Raw genomic sequence first — 17652 nt, forward strand, 5'->3', positions numbered from 1 at the left:
TTTGGTGATTTAGGGAAACGCAGTGGGAAATCCTTTTGATTTTATATTAAACAAAGCTCCGATATTTCTCCTTGTTGCGGTACGTATTTTCGGTATGATTATGACAACGCCGTTGCTGTCAACTCGTGCTTTTTCTCGGGTTGTAAAAGTTGCACTTGCCGGATTGCTTGCTTTTTTAATATTTCCGCTGGCAGTTTACCCCGAATCAATACAAACCGAGATTGGTTCGCATTACATTCTTCTTTTAATCGGTGAAGGCTTGCTTGGTGTTTTAACCGGATTTTTTATCAATATGATATTTGTGTCTTTCAGCACGGCAGGACAATTTTTTTCGTATCAAATGGGGTTTGGCGCTTCGGAAGTATACGATGCGCTTGCGCAAATTGAAAACCCGTTAATGGGACAATTTTTAAACTTTATTGCGGTGTTAACTTTTTTGCAAGTAAAAGGCTTTCAAACTCTGTTTTTAGGCGGTGTTTTACGCAATTTTCAAACAATAAACTGCTTTATTTTTTTGGAAAAACAAGCTATCCTAATACCGTTTTTTATGCAGATTTTGGGAAAGCTTTTTTTAACAGCGATGATTATTGCGGCTCCTATTATGGGGACGCTTTTTCTGATACATGTTTCTATGGGGCTTTTAACAAAGGCTACTCCGCAAATGAATTTGCTTTCGGAAGGTTTTCCGATTACCATTATGGTAACGTTCTTTTTACTTTCCGTAGCATTACCCTATATGATTAATTTGTTTATTGTGATATTGCAGCAAGGTTTTGAAACTTTTGAGCAGCTGCTTATTCAAATGGGGACAAAAATATGAATAACGAATATACTCTATATGAATTGCCCCTCATTATTGATTTGCAGTGGTTTGCCGCTGAAGATGAAGGCAGAACGGAAGACCCGACAGAAACAAAACTGCGAAAAGCCAGAGAAGAAGGAAGAGTTCCGAAAAGTCAGGATATGAATTCGGCGCTAGTGGTGTTTTTTCCTGCGCTTGCATTGATTCTTCTTGCGCCTCATATTTTGAATAGTTGCATGGAAATACTCAAATTTTTTTTTCTCCGGTGTACGCAGGCTGATATTCGCAGCGGCGAATGGTTCTTTGTTTTTATAAAATATTTTGCACAAATAGTATTCCCGATAACATTCATTGCGCTTACGGCGGGTGTTTTGTCAAACCTTATACAAAACCGAGGTTTTTTATTTTCGACAAAACCAATACAGCCGAAATTTGATAAAATCTCTCCGAATATTGTTCGATTTTTTAAGCGTGCGCTTTTTTCGATAGAAGGTTTGTTTAATCTTGCAAAATCATTAATGAAGGTTGCCGCCATTGTTTTTGTCTCATATTTAATCATAAAATCAAACATCACGGTGTTTATTTCTATGTTGCAAGTGAGTTTTGTACAAGCGGTGTTTTATATTGCGGGGCTTGCCGCTAAGATTCTTGCTGCAGTCAGCTTGCTTTTATTGCTTTTTGCAATTCCGGACTATTTTTTTCAAAGGAAACAGTTTATCGATTCATTAAAAATGTCTAAGTCTGAAATAAAGGAAGAAATAAAGGAACAGGAAGGAGACCCGTTGATCAAAAGCCAATTGAGACGGCAGATGCAGGCTATTGTGCGGGAATCCGCGCGGGGAGCGGCAACAGCTGACGTAGTAATTACAAACCCTACACACTATGCGGTTGCGGTAAAATATGATCTCGGAGAGATGCCGGCTCCCATAGTTATTGCAAAAGGCTCCGATCAGCTTGCGCAAAGAATTAAAGAAATTGCACGAGAAAACAATATCCCGATAGAAGAAAATAAACCGTTGGCTCGATCCCTATATGCGCAGGTGGCAATCGGGAAAGAAGTGCCGTATGAGTACTTTAATGCGCTGGTATTGATATTCACCAAGCTTGATAAATTTAAAATGCAAGCACAACAGAGAGGAGATGTAAATGGCTGAAACAAAAAAGGTAGATTTTTTTAATGCTAATATTTTTACTGCGATAGGAGTGCTTGTCGTCCTTTTTTCGTTAATTATACCAATGCCCTTATCTGTTCTTAATGTTTTAATGGCGTTTAACCTTGTGTTTAACTTGCTGATTTTGCTCATGGTGCTTTTTGTTAAAAAGCCGACGGATTTTTCGGTTTTTCCTTCTTTGTTACTTGTTTCAACTGTTTTTGGGCTTGGATTAAATGTATCCTCTACTCGACTTATTTTAACCTTAGGAAGAAAGCTGCAGGGAACGCTGATAAATGCATTCAGCTCCTTTGTTGTCGGCTCTTCAGGCAATCAAGGGTTGGTGGTCGGTTTTACCGTTTTCATTATTTTGATTGCCGTGCAAGCCTTTGTCATCACAAAAGGTGCTACCAGAATTGCAGAAGTTGCGGCTCGTTTTACGCTTGACTTTAATGCAACAAAGAGCATGTCCATTGATGCAGAATATAATGCAGGTGTTATTACAGAAGAAGAAGCACGCAGACGAAAAAAACAAATACAGCGAGAAGCTGATTTTTTCGGAGCTATGGACGGTGCGAGTAAATTTGTTTCAGGCAATGTGAAAATCGGAATTTTTATTACGATGGTAAATATTATCGCCGGCTTAATTACCGGAATGGTTTTTGGCGGTGAAACATTTTCTTCCGCGCTTGAAACCTATACAAAACTTACAATCGGAGACGGGCTCCTTTCACAGGTACCTTCTCTTTTGATCTCCATCGCAACAGGATTTATTGTAACACGCTCCGGCGATGAAAATTCTTTTGGAGAAGAAGTAAAAGCACAGTTCGCGCAAGATGCATGGGTTTATTTCATCGGTGCGGGAACCTTGCTTTTTATGGCTTTTTTACCCGGATTTCCTCATTTTATTCTTTTTTGTATGGCGATTCTGTTTGCTTTTCTGGGATGGCAACTTAATAAAAAAGAAAAAACAAGAGTCTCGGAAGAGGTAAAACAGGCTCAAGCAAAATCGGGAATTCAGCAAACCGGCGAGCCCGCATCCGATATCAGCCCGATTGTACCGCTTGACCCGCTTTCTTTGGAGCTTGGCTATGCGCTTATTCCTCTTGTTGATAAAGAAAAGGGGGCGGAACTTTTAAGCAGAATTAAAGTAATCAGAAAAGAAGCTGCGCTGGATCTCGGCTTGGTTGCACCTAAAATTCGTATTATTGATAATATGAGATTAGAGCCGGGTTCTTACTGTTTTAAAATTCAAGGGTTGGAAGTTGCGCGCGGAAAATTGCGGCTTGGGTGGTTTCTTGCGATAAAATCGGGTGTTGTTGCGGAGGAAATTCCCGGAGAGCGGACAACGGATCCGACGTTCGGGCTTCCGGCAATATGGATATCCGAAGAGAATAGAGACAGGGCGGAGCGAGCCGGTTACACTGTTGTTGCGCCGTCGGCAATTATTGCCACGCATCTTACGCAGATTATTAGAACTCACGCGGCGGATATTTTAGGCAGACAAAATGTACAGGCAATTATTGATGCCTTGCGCAAAGATTATCCTGCGGTTATTGATGATGTAACAAAAAAATGCCCGTTGGGTAAAATACAAAAAGTTTTGCAAGGTCTTTTGCGCGAGCAGGTTTCTATCCGGAACACGGTTGCTATTTTTGAAACTCTTGCGGACTATGCTTCTAATGATACGGTTCCCATACCTCTTCTTATTGAAAAGGTTCGACAACGACTTGGACGCCAAATTTGCTTGCAATACGTGAATGAAGATAATATATTACATGCAGTGCGCATTGACCCGGCATTGGAAGCTGATCTTGCGGAAAAAGCCGCGTTTACCGTTGATGCCGATGCAATTTTTACGCTTTCGCAAAAAGAGCAGCGAACGATTTTACAAGCGATTCGAACAACACTTGTTTCAGTGCAGCAAGACGGTTATGCCGCTGTTTTATTGGTGCCCGATGCGATCCGCGCCTCTTTATGGAATATGCTACAATCCAGCAATCTTGATGTCCCCGTATTATCATTTAAAGAGATTTCCGCTGATATGCAAATAGAAACCGTAGGGGTAATACGAACGGAGAGCGAAACCCATTCAGAGACAAAGCAAGAAACTGTAGGAAATTAGGGATAGATAATGGATGTACTAGTTGAACAGGCTCAAACGTATGAAAAGTGTCTTGAAAAAATTCATAAAAAATATGGAAAGACAATAAATATTTTGCGCACAAAAACAAGTAAGCAAAAAATTTTATTTGGATTAATTGAAAAGCCTATTATAGAAATTTTATTCTCGGTTTATACGGAAAACCCAACGCAGACGATTGCGAACCTTCCGGCAGCAAAAAACTTGGATACCGTATGGGAAAATTTTGAAAGAAAACCCGTTATAAGCGACGACACAACAGAAAAAATAAAAATACTTGAATCGGCTTATCGGTTCAATCCTAAATATAAAGAATTGCTTGAAAGCTATATCCAAAAAGCAAAAGAAGAACAAAGCGAGCAGCAAAATCAAGAAAAAGTAAATATAGAAGCGGTTGCGCAACTTGCCGAAAAATTAGAATCGATGATGGAAAAAATTAATAGCGAGCCTGCGCCCACAGCGATACAAGTAGTTGATCGGGAGCTTCCTACGTTAAAAAAAATACAATCTATCTTGGAAGATAATGATTTCAGCTTTTCTTATATCAATGACATATTGACTCGATTAAAAGAAGAGTTAACTTATAAAGATCTTGCAAATTACGCAAAAGTGGAATCAACCGTTCTCCAATGGATAAAAGAATCCATCGTTATATTGGAGCCTCCTAATCTTGAAAAAACAAGAAATATTGCATTAGTAGGCCCGACAGGCGTAGGAAAAACAACCACGCTTGCCAAGCTTGCCGCCTTTTATTTTAAATTTGAATCCAAACGAAAACAAAAACAACAACGCGTAAAAGTGATCACGACAGACTTTTTCAGGATAGGTGCTGTCTCTCATATGGAGCGCTATTGTGAAGTAATGGGAATTGATTTTTGCGGGGCTGATACAATCCCCACATTTGTAACATATCTTACGCTATATCAAAATGAAGCTGATGTTGTTTGTATTGATACGGCGGGGCGTGCAGCAAATGATACAAATAATATAAAAAAAACAGTGGAGTATTTTGAAGCGGCAAAAAATATTGATTTTGAGATGTACCTTACTGTTGCTGCCGGAACAAAGACAAGCGATTTGCGGGAAATATTTCAACAATATGGCGTTTTTAATTACACCTCTCTTATCATTACAAAATTTGATGAAACCCTTCGTATCGGCAATCTGCTCAGTGCATTAAAAGATATTAAAATTCCCATCAGCTATATAACATTCGGACAAACTGTACCCCGAGATTTTGGTCCCGCTTCCAAAAAATTATTGCTTTCAAAGCTAAAAGGTTTCAGTATTTCTGCCGATGAAGAAGAGTAGAATTGTTATACGACAAGTTACAAGGAAATGGAGTCATAGATGACGGATCAAGCGGAAGAGTTGCGCTTACTGATGCAAGAAGACCAAAAAGAGAGTGGAGCGCCTTATGCGAAACGAAAAACCCACATTATTGCGGTAACAAGCGGAAAGGGCGGAGTAGGTAAAACAAATATTGCTACGAACATGGCAATTGCATACGGGCAAATGGGAAAAAAAGTTATATTGATTGATGCCGATCTCGGCTTGGCAAATATCAATGTTATGATGAATATTATACCGCAATACAACCTTTATCATGTGATAAAAAAACAAAAAAGAATGTCGGATATTATTATCAATACCAATTTCGGTATAAAAATGATTGCCGGCGCATCCGGTTTTTCAAAAATCGCAAATATGACAGAGGTGGAGCGAAACGCCTTTATCAAAGAGTTGTACACTCTTTCATTGGCGGATATCATTATTATTGACACCAGTGCCGGCGTTTCAAAAAACGTGATAGGTTTTGTTGCATCCGCCGATGATGTAATTATCGTAACAACATCCGAACCGACTGCAATAACCGATGCTTACGGAATCATAAAAATTATTGCAACTGAAGTTGACAATAAAGATATAAACTTAAAAATGATTGTAAACAGAGTTAAAACAGCAGCGGAAGGCAGGAAAATTGCTGCGCGCATGATCCAAATCGCCGCACAGTTTTTAAATCTGAAAGTTGAATACCTTGGCTTTATTTATGACGATTCCGCTGTTGGAGAATGCGTTATCAAACAAACCCCGTTTTTAGTTGCCGAGCCGAAATCGAAGGCATCAATATGTCTCCGCCACATTGTAGCCAAACTTGAAAAAACTGAAATTCCCGAAACGGGAGGTCTTACTGGCTTTATCCGGAAAATTTTCGGGCGAGAGTGGGAATAAAACGTTTAGGACATCAAACACAATTTTTTATAAGCTGCTGCAACGCTTTTTTTAACATCTAATACAAATCATAAAAAATTTATAAAAAGAGTTAGACACAACGGTTTGGTTTTGACGTCCATGTCAAAAACTAAACCTGCGAGTTTTAAAAGCTTTGTAAATAGTCTTGCTTTAAAACATCGTTTGGAGTTTAGCAACGGTGGGCAATTTACCATACTGATGCTTACATCCACAAACCTCCTGCCGATGCTTCTCTGCATAACAGTACCTTAATTACAAAACGCTGCACCGGTAGTATTCCGCTGCACTTATCTCTATTATAGAAATTGTATATTTTTTTAGCAATTTCTTTGACTAATTGAAAAAAACGAATTATACTATTTTTATGCAAGTAATGAAAAAAAAGTCACTTAAAAAACATAAAGAAACGCTCCTCAGCATTATCGAAACCGAGACAATGCTGCATAGCATCAGCGATGTTGATATACTTCTTGAACAAATACTCACCGAGTCCAGAAAAGTTGTGCAAGCCGATGCCGGCTCCATCTATATTGCTGAAGATAATCAGCTTTTTATTCATTATGCTCAAAATGATACTCTGCAAAAAAATTTACCGAAAGGTGAAAAGCTTCCCTTTGTGTTTTTTAATTTTCCGATAAACGAAAGTACTATTGCAGGATACGTCGCCTCAACAAAAAAAGCGATTAACGAGCCGGATGTATATAATATTGATCCTGAAAAACCGTATAAATTCGGCAAAGGTTCCGATGAGACAACAAAATATAGAACGGTTTCTATTCTTACTATTCCGCTATTGGCGGTGTCCGGTCGAGTTTTGGGTGTTTTGCAAGTATTAAATGCAAAAGACAAAAAAGGCAATATCAGAGCTTTTAGCACAGAGGATGAAACCTATCTTAATCGATTTGCCACAAATGCTGGTGTTGCTTTGGAGCGGGCATATCTTACTCGATCCATGATCATGCGCATGAATAAGATGGCGGAATTACGCGACCCCCTGGAAACGGGAATGCATGTAAATCGCGTTGCCAATTATTCGGTGGAAATCTATGACCGTTGGGCTTTTTTGCATAATATTCCGGAAGATGAAAGAAATCAATATCGCGATAAGTTAAAAATCGCAGCTCTTTTACATGATGTAGGAAAAATTGCGGTAAGCGATGCAATTCTTAAAAAGAACGGAAAACTTTCGGAGGAAGAGTATGCTCAAATGCAAACGCATACATGGCTTGGTGCAAAGCTTTTTAATCCGATAGAAACAGAGATTGATAAACTCTCCCAAGACATTGCATTGCGCCACCACGAAAACTGGAATGGCTCCGGATATCCCGGTCATATATGTATAGAAACGGGAAAGGTTTTAAAAACAAACCCTACAACGGGAAAAGCGCAAGGTTTAATCGGAGAAGAAATCCCGCTTGGCGGCAGAATTGTTGCACTTGCAGATGTTTATGATGCGCTTTCTTCAAAGCGTTCATATAAAGAGCCATGGAAAGAAGAAGATATTTTAGCGTTAATAAAAAAAGAGCGAGGGCTAAAATTCGACCCCGCATTAGTTGATGCCTTCTTTGATGTACACTCTCATATTTTAGCAATTAAAGCTCGTTTTGTTGATGTCGAATAAGTTTAGTTGTTTCCCTGTCAAGCGCTTGAGCAAAATCGCTAATTTCTTTTTTACCAAAAGTTTTTGTTTTTTCCGGCGTTAATCCATATTCTTGAAGCTTATACATAAAATTGCGGATAGAAAGCCGCTCATTAATATTTTCTTTTGTGTATACAGTTCCTCTATCATTTATTACTAAAATATTTTTATCAATGAGTGCTTTTGCAAGCGGAATATCGCGCGTAATAACAATATCGCCCGATAATGCCGTATTCAGAATATGTATATCGGCTGCTTGGGATTCAGTTCCGGTTTGAATAAAACTGCAAAAAGGATTGTTCGCTACAGGGATAGGGCGATTTGCAACAAAAACAGCTTCAACCTTCAACCGTTTTGCTGTTTTACAAATAATCGATCGTATTTTTGCAGGACAAGAATCAGAATCAACTAAAAGTCTCACACTGGAACACCCGCTATATAAGCGGTCCCTTCTCCTTCGACAAAAAGCTCTTCCGCCCCGGCTCCGATAAAAAGGCTATCCCCTTGCGAAAGATCCGACGATTCATTTCCGCTTTTATCAGTTACTATTATTCTTCCTTCAGTTACAAGTATAATAACCGCAGCTGCAAGCTGTATGTGTGTTTTTTTATTTTTTATCGATAATCTGCTCAATTCAAATTCTTTTGCAGGTGTTTTGTATGAAAAAAGTGAATCCTTTTTATCATCGGTTAAAATAACAGGCGAAAATGATTTTACAGAAGTGATTGCCAAAAGCTCTTTTTTGTCAATATGTTTTCCGGTCAGTCCCGCTCGCAACACGTTATCGGAATTTGCCATAAGCTCAAGTCCCGTGCCTTCAACATAGGCGTGCAGTATTCCCGCCGAAAGATAAATCGCTTGGCCGGGATTAAGTTCGATAATATTTAAATAAAGAGGAGCAAGAATTGCGGAATCGGAAGGATATTGTGCCGCCAGTTTTAATGCCAAATTAAACGGATTTTCAGAAAGCGAGCGCCCATCACTCAGTTTTTGTATACGTGCTTTACAATTATCGAGTAAAGAGCGGACAGACCCTTCATTTTCTTGCAATAAATTCTCATAAAAACTTCCGGTAAATTCATCTTCACTGGGATTTTGCCTAAGAGTTTTTTGTATAAGCGCATCAAAAAAATCAATATGCAGGGTTTCAAAAAAATGCAAAGTTTCTTCTTTTTTTCTGAATCCACAGAGAGCGGTAAACGGTGTTAGCGCAAGCATTATTTCCGGTTTATGATTTTCATCTTTATAGTTCCGCGCATAATCGTCAAGTGGAATATTTGCATGATTTTCCCTTGCAAAACCTTTTTTGGCTTGCTCCGAGTTCGGGTGCACCTGTATAGAAAGAGGAGAACCGGCGGAAAGAATTTTGAATAAAAAAGGCAAAGAGCCGAATGCCGCTGCGGTTTTCTTTCCAAGCAAAAGTTCTTGGTTTGCTTCAATAAGAGATAGAAGGCTAACTTTCCCATCAGCTTTATCAATCATGCTTGGAGCTGCGGGGTGAGCGCCCATCCATAATTCAGCCCAAGGGTCGTTCGAAATATTTTTTTTCCCGAGTACGGAAGCAATCCCCTGCTTGGAACCCCAAGGATAAGTACGAATAGTATTATCAAGTTTATAAAAATAACGCATGTTCTTCCCTCATCGCATGTTAGTAGTATCGCTACGATCGTCAATAGCACTATTAATTGAGTTAAGCATTCGTTGCGTATACTGTCCCATTTCAAGTAAATCGGTTTGTGCTTGCGGAAGATTTCCTATTTTTTGCTTTTCTTTTTGTAATTCATCAGCCAACAAAATTCCGCTGATAATTGCTACTTTAAGCGGATCTTTAACACCTGAATTTTGCTCCACTTGCGAAACAACCGCTTTGTAATGCATATATAAAGAGTCTAAATATACGGAATCTTCGTCTGCTTGAATGGTAAAGGAGGCACCCAATAAATCAATCTTTAATTGGCCCTTATCCATACTGACTAAAAGATTTCCATCTGATTTTTATTCGGATCAGTTGGAGGAGTGTTAAGAATATCGGCAAGAGCCTGATTTTCGGAAGTTTGAGCCGGCTGATCGGGAGGAAGAGAAGCCTGCGCCTGCTCTGCTTCCTGATGAGTGCTATACATAGAATCCTCAAACGCACTTAAGTGATTAAGCGCGCTGATGATTCCTTCCTCGATCTTGGATTGGTCGTCCTTGAAAGAAAGCACAAGATTTTCAAGCTCGGTAATACGTTTTTCCCGCTCATGAATTTCAAGCTTAAGTTTATTATTTTCTTCTTTTAACGAATTAATAAGAAAAACAGCCTTTGTTACTTTTTCTTCCAGTTGTTTAATTTGATCGAGGTTTAACATATTTTATGCTCCTAGTGCTTTTTTTGAAGCATCAACTACTGCTTTAAATGCAGCAGGATCTTCTATAGCCATATTGGAAAGAGCTTTGCGGTTTAATTCAATACCTGCTTTTGATATTCCGTCAATAAAGCGTGAATAACTCATACCCTCAGCACGAACTGCCGCGTTGATACGACTAATCCAGAGCCGGCGCATATCACCTTTTCGATCTCGGCGCCCTACATAGCTATGAGTAAGAGCTTTTACAATCGCATCTTTTGCCGCCTTGTAGTTTGTACTTCGTCTTCCGCGGAAACCCTTTGCCTGTTTAAGGATCTTTTTTCTTCTGTGAATTCTGTTATTACTACTTAATGATCTTGGCATTATATACTCCTGATAATTATCAATTCATTATGAATACGGTAAAAGCTTTTTGCGTACCACTTTTGTATCTGCATCTGACAAAATTCCCGGTTTACGTAAATTTCTTTTGCGTTTAGGAGATTTCTTTGTAAGAATATGGCGTAAATTCATTTTTTTATATTTTACTTTACCGCTTCCCGTTATTTTAAAGCGCTTTGCCGCAGCGCTTTTACTTTTCATCTTAGCCATGTCATGCCTCCAATTCTCTTATTTCAAATCCGAGGTTCCGTCTCGGCTTTTAAAAAACCTTTTCAGGTTTGAAGAATAGTGATTGTACAATAAGATTATTATAAAATCTATCCCTATTGTTTTTTTGATTTTGGCGCCAAAGTCATTGACATTGTTCGCCCTTCCATTGCAGGCTGCTTTTCGACAGAAAAATCGCCGCTGAGCCTTTGCAAAACGTTTTGTAATACATCATAACCTAAGTTGGTATGAGCCAACTCACGCCCCCGAAAGCGTATAGTTACTTTAACTTTATCTCCTCCGTCAAGGAATTTCTGTATATGCTTTGCTTTAAAATTCATATCATGATCATTTATCTTTGGCTGCATTCGTATTTCTTTTAATGTTTGCAGTTTTTGCTTTTTTTTGGAATCACGGAGCTTTTTTTCCATTTCAAAGCGATATTTGCCATAATCAAGAATTTTGCAAACCGGCGGATTCGCCTGCGGAGCAACTTCTACTAGGTCAAGATTAATGTCTTTAGCCATTCGTAAAGCCTCAACAGTGGGAACAATCCCTTTTTGCTGCCCTGCCTCATCAATTAATCTAACCTCTCTTATACGAATTTGTTCATTAACTCGTAATCCTTTTCCTTCCGCCAACGATCCTCCTTACGCACATCGTATGCAATGCACATTAAAAATAAAGTTACAAAACTGATTATACTAAATTTATCTTGAAAGTGTCAAGCAACGAAAATGCTTTTCCGTGCTTACGCATGCACAAGGACTGCCGTCCCTTGAGCCTCACTTTTGCGTGTTGATTCCGGACAATGTTTAAAAACTATTATGCAGAACTTTTCCCGCCTATACTTCGCATGTAGGGCGCTACGGCACCCCTGCACCGGAGAAGTGTAAAATTTTCAGAATGGGGGCACGGACGCCCGTGGTTCCAAACAGAAGCGACGTTTTAAAGCAAGACAGTTTGCAAAGCTTTAAAACTCGCAGGGTTGGTTTTGACATGGACGTCAAAATCAGAACCGCCATGGACGGCGGTGGTTCTAAACAGAATTGAGTTTGAAAACTACCACAGCTATATAAATTAGGAGTTTTCAAACTCATAGGTTTCATTTTGCCACGGACGGCAAAACTTAGAACGGGGGCTCGGACGCCCGTGGTTCCAAACAGAAGCGATGTTTTAAAAGCACAGCCGCTTTAAAGTGCTTTTAAAACTCGCAGGTTTCATTTTGCCACGGACGGCAAAATGAAACCGTTGTGTCTGACTCTTTTTATAAAATTGTCTTGATTTGTGTAAAATATATTAAAAAAATGCTATGCCGGTGAAAATCAATACATACAAATTCCTGTGGATGAAACCGCTTTGCAGTTTAAAAGATGCAAAATATCATGAGTGTAACTTTTATGAGTTTTTGTTTTTTATTATATGTATATTATTGTGATTTTTAAGAAAGTGTTTTCAAAATTTTTAGATCGTTACATTTTAACGAGGAGAAAAAATGCATTTATCATCAAAAACAAAACGATTTATGACCGTATCAGCTGCGGTTGTTGCGGTATTTCTTGTATTGGTTTCTGCGCGCTGTTCAACAAATAGGGAGTCTGCGGATACTGTTTTTGCGGATTCCGGTGCTGCTGAAGGCATTTCAAAAGATACCGTGTCTTTATTGGAAGGTTTGCAGGGAGCTTATCGGCAGGTTACTTCCGCCGTCCTGCCTGCGGTTGTAACGCTTGATGTGGTGGAAACAAGAAAGGTTCGTGTTCAAGATCCTTTTTCAGATGGTTTTCCATGGTTTTTCTTTGGGAATCCCGAAAATAGAGATGAAAAGAATGAACCGAAAGAGCGTGAATTCCGCGCTGAAGGTTTAGGCTCCGGCGTTATAGTACGAAAAACAGGAAAAATTTATTATGTTTTAACAAATTATCACGTTGTCGGAAAAGCAAACGATATAGAAGTAAAGCATTATGACGGTAGGACATTCAAGGGAAAACTTGTAGGCGGAGATCAGAGAAAAGATATTGCACTTGTTTCTTTTGAAACCTCTGATAATAATATTACGGTTGCAAAGCTCGGGAATTCCGATGTTGCACAAGTAGGAGATATTGTATTCGCAATCGGCTCTCCACTTGGGTATTCTTCAAGCGTAACACAAGGCATTATCAGTGCGGTTGGAAGATTTGGCGGTCCCGGAAATACCATTAATGATTTTATTCAAACCGATGCCGCAATCAACCAAGGGAATTCCGGCGGTCCTATGGTAAATATTTATGGAGAGGTTATTGGGATCAATTCATGGATTGCTTCTTCAAGCGGCGGCTCTCAGGGACTCGGGTTTTCAATTCCGATTAATAATGTAAAAAAAGATATTGACTCTTTTATTCAATACGGTGAAATTAAGTACGGTTGGCTTGGTGTGCAGTTGATTGGCACGGATGCTAATACTATTGCAGAGCTCGGTATTCCTAAAAATATTGATGGAGCTCTTGTTGCTCAAATTTTCCTCGGCTCTCCCGCGGATAAGGGAGGCATGAAGCCGGGCGATTATGTTACAAAGCTAAACGGTAAAACAGTAAAAGATATTAATCAGTTAGTGCGCGACATCGGCAATTTAGGCAAAGGACAAACCGCATCTTTTGTTCTGATGCGAAATGGAAAAGAACTTTCTCTCAATGTAAAAATTGACGCCCGAGACGAAAAGATTGTTGAAGATTCCGCAAAGCTTTGGCCCGGAGTTGTACCTGTTCCGATAACTGACAGTATTCGTGAACAACTGAAACTGAAAAAAAATATTACCGGTGTAATAGCTGCCAATATCCAAAACAAAAGTCCTGCTGCAATAATGGGGCTCAAAAGCGGGGATGTTATTACCGCTGTAAATGACACGAAGATAGCCAATATAAAAGAATTCTATAATGTTATTTCTCAGCAGACAAAAGAAGTGTGGTTTGATGTCTTGCGTGAGGGACAAACATTGTCAACAATTCGCTTTAAACTGAGTAAATAAAACAGTTTTACGAATAGCGGAAATTATACAAAGCCTTCTAAAATTTTAAATTTTAGAAGGCTTTTAGTTTTTTAACTCCGGTATTTTAAAAGTTTTGCGTTGGATAGGAGAAAAGCCGAAGTTTTTTATTGCCTGCACATGAGCGGCGGTACAATAACCCTTATGCTTTTCGTATCCGTATTGCGGGTATTTTTTTGCCCATTCAAGCATTTCCATATCACGGGTTGTTTTTGCGATGATAGAGGCCGCCATAACTTCAGGGTATTTTGCATCGGCTTTCGGCTCTGCCGCCGCCGCAATAATTGAAGGATTCAGAAAATCAGGCAGTTTATTTCCGTCTACGATTATTCGGATAGAAGCTGCCCTGCATTCACTTGTTAAAACTTTTTGATACAAGTCATCAAACGCCCGTTTCATTGCCAGTAAAGTCGCCTGCAAAATATTGATTGCATCAATTTCGATATGGTCAGCCCTTCCTTCTCCAATGAAAAGCGCCTGAGCTTGAATGAGCGCTCTACATGCTTCTCTTTTTTGGGGAGAAAGTTTTTTAGAATCATTTAAAAGCGTAGATGCAAAATCAGGCGGAAGAATAACGGCGGCGGCGGTTACAGGCCCAGCTAAAGGCCCTCTTCCCGCCTCATCAATTCCACAGATAAGTGTCATCGTGAAGACTGAACTCCTTTTTGAAAGCCTCTAAATATCGGCAAAGTTTTTACCGTAACCTTTGAGCTTTTGGTATACCAGAGCGCAATATCCGTATTTTTTTTATGTTCGGGTATACGTTTGCCGCTTAACTTATCAATTATAATTTGGGAATTCCAAAGCTCTATCACTCTGCCTACGGTTTGCGGCTCGATATTTGCGACAAAAGTGTCAAGCTGTACAAATGAACTGTCAGCGGAAACCCCGAGCGCAATAAGTCCTTCGCAAAGCAAATATACATTATGTAACTCAGCTGCGGAATCTTTTAATTGGAAACAAACCGCATAATCAGTTTTGCTTTGTTGTATTTGTACGGTATTGCATTCAATTCTTGAGTTGGTAACCTGTATTGTTGCAGCGCCTCCGGCTGCGTTAATTTCACAATCTTTTAAAATAAGATTCGCATTTTCAGCCTGTATAAGCGGCAGTTTTGAATCCGGTAAAGATGTTCGAGAAATGCGAGTGTTTTTTAATTCACATGAGCAATCTTTTACGGAAAGAAAAGCTTCAGGAGCAAACTCAATTTGATTTTTATTTCCATCAATAATAATCGGAATGTTTAGCACGATTGACTCGGGTACTGTAATTCCTGTTTTTAAACTAAATCGTATCGGCGTATCTGTTTTTTCTTTTTCCGCAAGAGTGAAAAAAGCTTCCTCAAAACTTGTAAAAGGTTTTTGAAAACTGCCGTCTCCCCCATTTGCGGCAGTTGCATCAATGTAATATGTATTTTTATCAACTGTAAAAGAATACTTTAGCACCGAAGAAGTGTTTCCCGCCTCATCTTGCGTATAAAAGGAAAGCTCATATTCAACTGCAGCATTTTCTTTCCCGGTTAATATAATTTCCTCTCCTTTTTTAATATATACGGGCGGAGTTATTGTATACAGAAGTCTTTCCCGCTCCGCTCCTGAAGAAGCGGTAATGGTAACCGGCTTTGTAGACGGTGAATGGTCAGGCTCAAACCTGATCAGAGGTTTTAATGGCGGGATTTTATCGATTTCAAAATGGATGGTTATATCACCGTGTGGAACTCCATCATAAAAAGCACGAATACGCAGAAAAAAATGTTTACTCTCTTCTTCTGCAACATCAAACAAAGTTCCCGAAGGGTTAAAAAAAGCCGCAGTCCCTTTTAAATCATCAGGCATAAAACGCTCGGAATTTTGATAATAAAAAATAAAGGGAGATGCTGTTTTTTCTATTTGCAAGAGTACCGGCTTATTAGTCGGCTTTTCCGGCACTCCATTGATAAGAGGTTTTTTTGGTAATAAAACCGACTGCATTTTTTCTTTGTCATCGGAATACCACGAAAGCAAAACATCTTTATCACGAGGAACAAAAATCGGCCCCGTATAAGTTTGCCAACTATTTTCTTTTTCTGTTTCCAATAGATACACGCCGTTTTCGCCAAGCGGAAGTTCTATAAAATACCAATTCAAAACGCGGTAGCCGGCATCTTTTTTCATAAAAGTAAAAGGCTTCTCCGTTGTATACGGCGGCAACGGCAGCTGCCCGCGCATGGCAGAGTAGTGAATTACCTTTTCTTCGGTTTCTCTGAATGGTTTTATTGCTTTTATTCTTAAATTGATAAAACCTGTTTTATCAATTAAAACAGGCTCTGTGTATACAAGTCCGAACTGCTCGGGATCGCTGCCGTCTATCGAATATACAATTTGAGTGTTTTTTTGAGCATTGATAATTAAATACTGCTCATTCTCCCATGCCCCGGACTGCGGGCTTATTACTTCCATTAAAGGAGCGTCTTGCTGCGGATGTACCGTGTAAGCAAGAGCTTTTGAAAAAGAGCCGTCCCGTTTTTGCTTCCAAATGCAAATTTCGGTTCCGTAGGGACAATAAAGCGGTTCTGAATATCCCAACCGTCCTTCCGCAAAAGTATTAAAAACCGGATTGTATAAACGATAAAATGCCTTCTCTATTTTAGTTTCGGAAGGCATTTTTAAAGTCAGCTGCGCGCCCTGTTCTTCATACTCCGTTATAACGGAAACAGGGGAATAAGACTCTTCGGCGAAAGTAAATCCGGTAAGATAAACGCAAAACAAAAAAGATAAAAGAGAGATTTTTTTTATACGTGCTTTATTCATGGATTCCTTTTTCGTATGCTTTATCTATGCTTTTACCTCTTACCTTTTTACTTTCTCTTGTGAAATATAACTTCCATTAAAACCGTCAATTGTTTTAATGTTTTTTAACCAGTATTCAGCCTCGGTTTTATTGGCAAAGGGGCCGACTCGAACTCGATGTGTTACTCCGGTTAAAGTTTCTTTTGTAAAAATTTCAACCTTCATATGTTTTTCGGCAAGTCTGTCGCGCGCCCGCTCCGCATTTATTTTACTTGAAAGAGAGGCTGTTTGCACCCAGAAAAGCATTTCCGATTTTGAAGGTGAGTTTGTGGATGCAGCTTGAGTCTTTGATTTGCTCGATAATTTCTGCGGAGCCTTTGCCAGCGCTTTTGGTTGTGTTTTTGCGGAAGAAACCTGCTGCGAAGAAGTTTTCTTCACTTGAGGAGTAGATTCAGTTTTCTGCTCTGCTTTTGCAACAGTCTTTTTTGCAGGCGGCTCTTGCTCTTTCGCCGCTTTCACTTCTTTATCTTCTTTTTTTTCAGGAGTTGCGTTAAGACCTATTTGCTCGGCGAGTTCAGGAGGAAGCGAATTTGTTTTTTCACCGAGATTTTCTTCCGAATTAGTCAAGTCAGAAACATCAATATCCTGTTTTGACTCCGGCGAGGGAACAATCAGCACATTCATCGTATTTCCGGAAAGCTGTGCAGGAGCATTTCCGAATTCAGGAATTTTATCGGGTTCGCGTGCCCACATATTCGGATCAATCCCCGCTTGGTTATAAGCTTGAGTGTCGTTCGTATATTTTGATAAATCGGTCGCAATAGCGGAATTTTTGGATCTTGCGGGCGAATATAAAAATAAAGCAGTTCCTACAATAATTAAGATAAACAAAGTTACTGATATAATAACCCATAAAATTTTCTTTTGTTCCATAAATGCCT

The 17652-nt window shown here is 39.3% G+C and carries 17 protein-coding genes; 7 read left to right on the plus strand and 10 right to left on the minus strand.

The genetic code is table 11. From position 1 onward, the window contains the following. Nucleotides 1–22 precede the first annotated feature (22 nt). From fliR to FUT79_RS14390, 6 genes are all read left to right on the plus strand, one after another. Nucleotides 23–820 (plus strand): flagellar biosynthetic protein FliR, encoded by a 798-nt coding sequence (fliR, locus tag FUT79_RS14365; protein WP_024752696.1) that lies wholly within the window; start codon nt 23–25, stop codon nt 818–820. Beyond that, a complete protein-coding gene (flhB, locus tag FUT79_RS14370) occupies nt 817–1956 on the plus strand; it encodes a flagellar biosynthesis protein FlhB (protein WP_024752695.1) in 1140 nt (379 codons plus the stop codon). Before fliR ends, flhB begins: the two co-directional genes overlap by 4 nt. Continuing rightward, a complete protein-coding gene (gene flhA / locus FUT79_RS14375; RefSeq protein WP_024752694.1) occupies nt 1949–4078 on the plus strand; it encodes a flagellar biosynthesis protein FlhA in 2130 nt (709 codons plus the stop codon). Before flhB ends, flhA begins: the two co-directional genes overlap by 8 nt. A 9-nt stretch (nt 4079–4087) precedes the next feature. Then, nucleotides 4088–5407 carry a flagellar biosynthesis GTPase FlhF gene (gene flhF, locus FUT79_RS14380; protein ID WP_024752693.1) on the plus strand — a complete coding sequence of 440 codons (1320 nt, stop codon included), beginning with the start codon at nt 4088–4090 and terminating at the stop codon, nt 5405–5407. Nucleotides 5408–5446: 39 nt separating this feature from the next. Continuing rightward, a complete protein-coding gene (locus FUT79_RS14385) occupies nt 5447–6328 on the plus strand; it encodes a MinD/ParA family protein (protein ID WP_002700940.1) in 882 nt (293 codons plus the stop codon). Nucleotides 6329–6713: 385 nt separating this feature from the next. After that, a complete protein-coding gene (locus tag FUT79_RS14390; protein WP_024752692.1) occupies nt 6714–7970 on the plus strand; it encodes a GAF and HD-GYP domain-containing protein in 1257 nt (418 codons plus the stop codon). Here FUT79_RS14390 and FUT79_RS14395 read toward each other — a convergent pair. The 7 genes from FUT79_RS14395 to infC form a co-directional block, all read right to left on the minus strand. Beyond that, nucleotides 7942–8409 (minus strand): YaiI/YqxD family protein, encoded by a 468-nt coding sequence (locus FUT79_RS14395; protein WP_002698451.1) that lies wholly within the window; start codon nt 8407–8409, stop codon nt 7942–7944. The two genes, FUT79_RS14390 and FUT79_RS14395, sit on opposite strands and share 29 nt — an antisense overlap. Further along, nucleotides 8406–9617: a mannose-6-phosphate isomerase, class I gene (gene manA, locus FUT79_RS14400; protein WP_024752691.1), complete on the minus strand. Its 1212-nt coding sequence runs from the start codon at nt 9615–9617 to the stop codon at nt 8406–8408. The genes FUT79_RS14395 and manA overlap by 4 nt, the downstream gene beginning before the upstream one ends. Nucleotides 9618–9626: 9 nt before the next feature. Beyond that, entirely contained in the window at nt 9627–9956 is a 330-nt protein-coding gene (zapA, locus tag FUT79_RS14405; RefSeq protein ID WP_002698455.1) for a cell division protein ZapA, read from the minus strand. Nucleotides 9957–9961: 5 nt separating this feature from the next. Further along, nucleotides 9962–10336, minus strand: a complete 375-nt coding sequence (zapB, locus tag FUT79_RS15845) for a cell division protein ZapB (protein WP_024752690.1) — start codon at nt 10334–10336, stop codon at nt 9962–9964. A gap of 3 nt (nt 10337–10339) precedes the next feature. Beyond that, the gene (gene rplT, locus FUT79_RS14415) at nt 10340–10699 is read right to left on the minus strand and encodes a 50S ribosomal protein L20 (protein ID WP_002698458.1); all 360 of its coding nucleotides are present in this window, start codon (nt 10697–10699) and stop codon (nt 10340–10342) included. Between the two features lie 27 nt (nt 10700–10726). Continuing rightward, nucleotides 10727–10927 carry a 50S ribosomal protein L35 gene (gene rpmI / locus FUT79_RS14420; RefSeq protein WP_002698460.1) on the minus strand — a complete coding sequence of 67 codons (201 nt, stop codon included), beginning with the start codon at nt 10925–10927 and terminating at the stop codon, nt 10727–10729. A gap of 113 nt (nt 10928–11040) precedes the next feature. Beyond that, entirely contained in the window at nt 11041–11565 is a 525-nt protein-coding gene (gene infC, locus FUT79_RS14425; RefSeq protein ID WP_002698467.1) for a translation initiation factor IF-3, read from the minus strand. 854 nt (nt 11566–12419) lie between these two features. On the opposite strand from infC, the gene FUT79_RS14430 reads away from it, so the two are divergent. Continuing rightward, on the plus strand, nt 12420–13925 hold the full coding sequence (locus tag FUT79_RS14430) for a Do family serine endopeptidase (RefSeq protein ID WP_024752689.1): 1506 nt from the start codon (nt 12420–12422) through the stop codon (nt 13923–13925). Between the two features lie 63 nt (nt 13926–13988). On the opposite strand, the gene FUT79_RS14435 is transcribed toward FUT79_RS14430, so the two are convergent. From FUT79_RS14435 to FUT79_RS14445, 3 genes are read right to left on the minus strand one after another with little or no spacing between them, the layout of a single operon-like run. Then, nucleotides 13989–14588, minus strand: a complete 600-nt coding sequence (locus FUT79_RS14435; RefSeq protein ID WP_002698477.1) for a ribonuclease HII — start codon at nt 14586–14588, stop codon at nt 13989–13991. After that, a complete protein-coding gene (locus tag FUT79_RS14440) occupies nt 14585–16732 on the minus strand; it encodes a chitobiase/beta-hexosaminidase C-terminal domain-containing protein (protein WP_044635048.1) in 2148 nt (715 codons plus the stop codon). Before FUT79_RS14440 ends, FUT79_RS14435 begins: the two co-directional genes overlap by 4 nt. A gap of 39 nt (nt 16733–16771) precedes the next feature. Next, nucleotides 16772–17644, minus strand: a complete 873-nt coding sequence (locus FUT79_RS14445; RefSeq protein WP_002698481.1) for an SPOR domain-containing protein — start codon at nt 17642–17644, stop codon at nt 16772–16774. Nucleotides 17645–17652 lie beyond the last annotated feature (8 nt).

The sequence above is a fragment of the Treponema phagedenis genome (genome assembly GCF_008153345.1).
Classification (GTDB): domain Bacteria; phylum Spirochaetota; class Spirochaetia; order Treponematales; family Treponemataceae; genus Treponema; species Treponema phagedenis.

What these genes read in the sequence shown, in the direction of transcription:
- FUT79_RS14430 (WP_024752689.1), top strand. Translation starts at nt 12,420, where the DNA reads ATGCATTTATCATCAAAAACAAAACGATTTATGACCGTATCAGCTGCG.
- rpmI (WP_002698460.1), bottom strand. Translation starts at nt 10,927, where the DNA reads ATGGCTAAGATGAAAAGTAAAAGCGCTGCGGCAAAGCGCTTTAAAATA.
- zapA (WP_002698455.1), bottom strand. Translation starts at nt 9,956, where the DNA reads ATGGATAAGGGCCAATTAAAGATTGATTTATTGGGTGCCTCCTTTACC.
- FUT79_RS14435 (WP_002698477.1), bottom strand. Translation starts at nt 14,588, where the DNA reads ATGACACTTATCTGTGGAATTGATGAGGCGGGAAGAGGGCCTTTAGCT.
- flhA (WP_024752694.1), top strand. Translation starts at nt 1,949, where the DNA reads ATGGCTGAAACAAAAAAGGTAGATTTTTTTAATGCTAATATTTTTACT.
- manA (WP_024752691.1), bottom strand. Translation starts at nt 9,617, where the DNA reads ATGCGTTATTTTTATAAACTTGATAATACTATTCGTACTTATCCTTGG.
- flhF (WP_024752693.1), top strand. Translation starts at nt 4,088, where the DNA reads ATGGATGTACTAGTTGAACAGGCTCAAACGTATGAAAAGTGTCTTGAA.
- FUT79_RS14390 (WP_024752692.1), top strand. Translation starts at nt 6,714, where the DNA reads ATGCAAGTAATGAAAAAAAAGTCACTTAAAAAACATAAAGAAACGCTC.
- FUT79_RS14445 (WP_002698481.1), bottom strand. Translation starts at nt 17,644, where the DNA reads ATGGAACAAAAGAAAATTTTATGGGTTATTATATCAGTAACTTTGTTT.
- flhB (WP_024752695.1), top strand. Translation starts at nt 817, where the DNA reads ATGAATAACGAATATACTCTATATGAATTGCCCCTCATTATTGATTTG.
- zapB (WP_024752690.1), bottom strand. Translation starts at nt 10,336, where the DNA reads ATGTTAAACCTCGATCAAATTAAACAACTGGAAGAAAAAGTAACAAAG.
- FUT79_RS14440 (WP_044635048.1), bottom strand. Translation starts at nt 16,732, where the DNA reads ATGAATAAAGCACGTATAAAAAAAATCTCTCTTTTATCTTTTTTGTTT.
- rplT (WP_002698458.1), bottom strand. Translation starts at nt 10,699, where the DNA reads ATGCCAAGATCATTAAGTAGTAATAACAGAATTCACAGAAGAAAAAAG.
- FUT79_RS14385 (WP_002700940.1), top strand. Translation starts at nt 5,447, where the DNA reads ATGACGGATCAAGCGGAAGAGTTGCGCTTACTGATGCAAGAAGACCAA.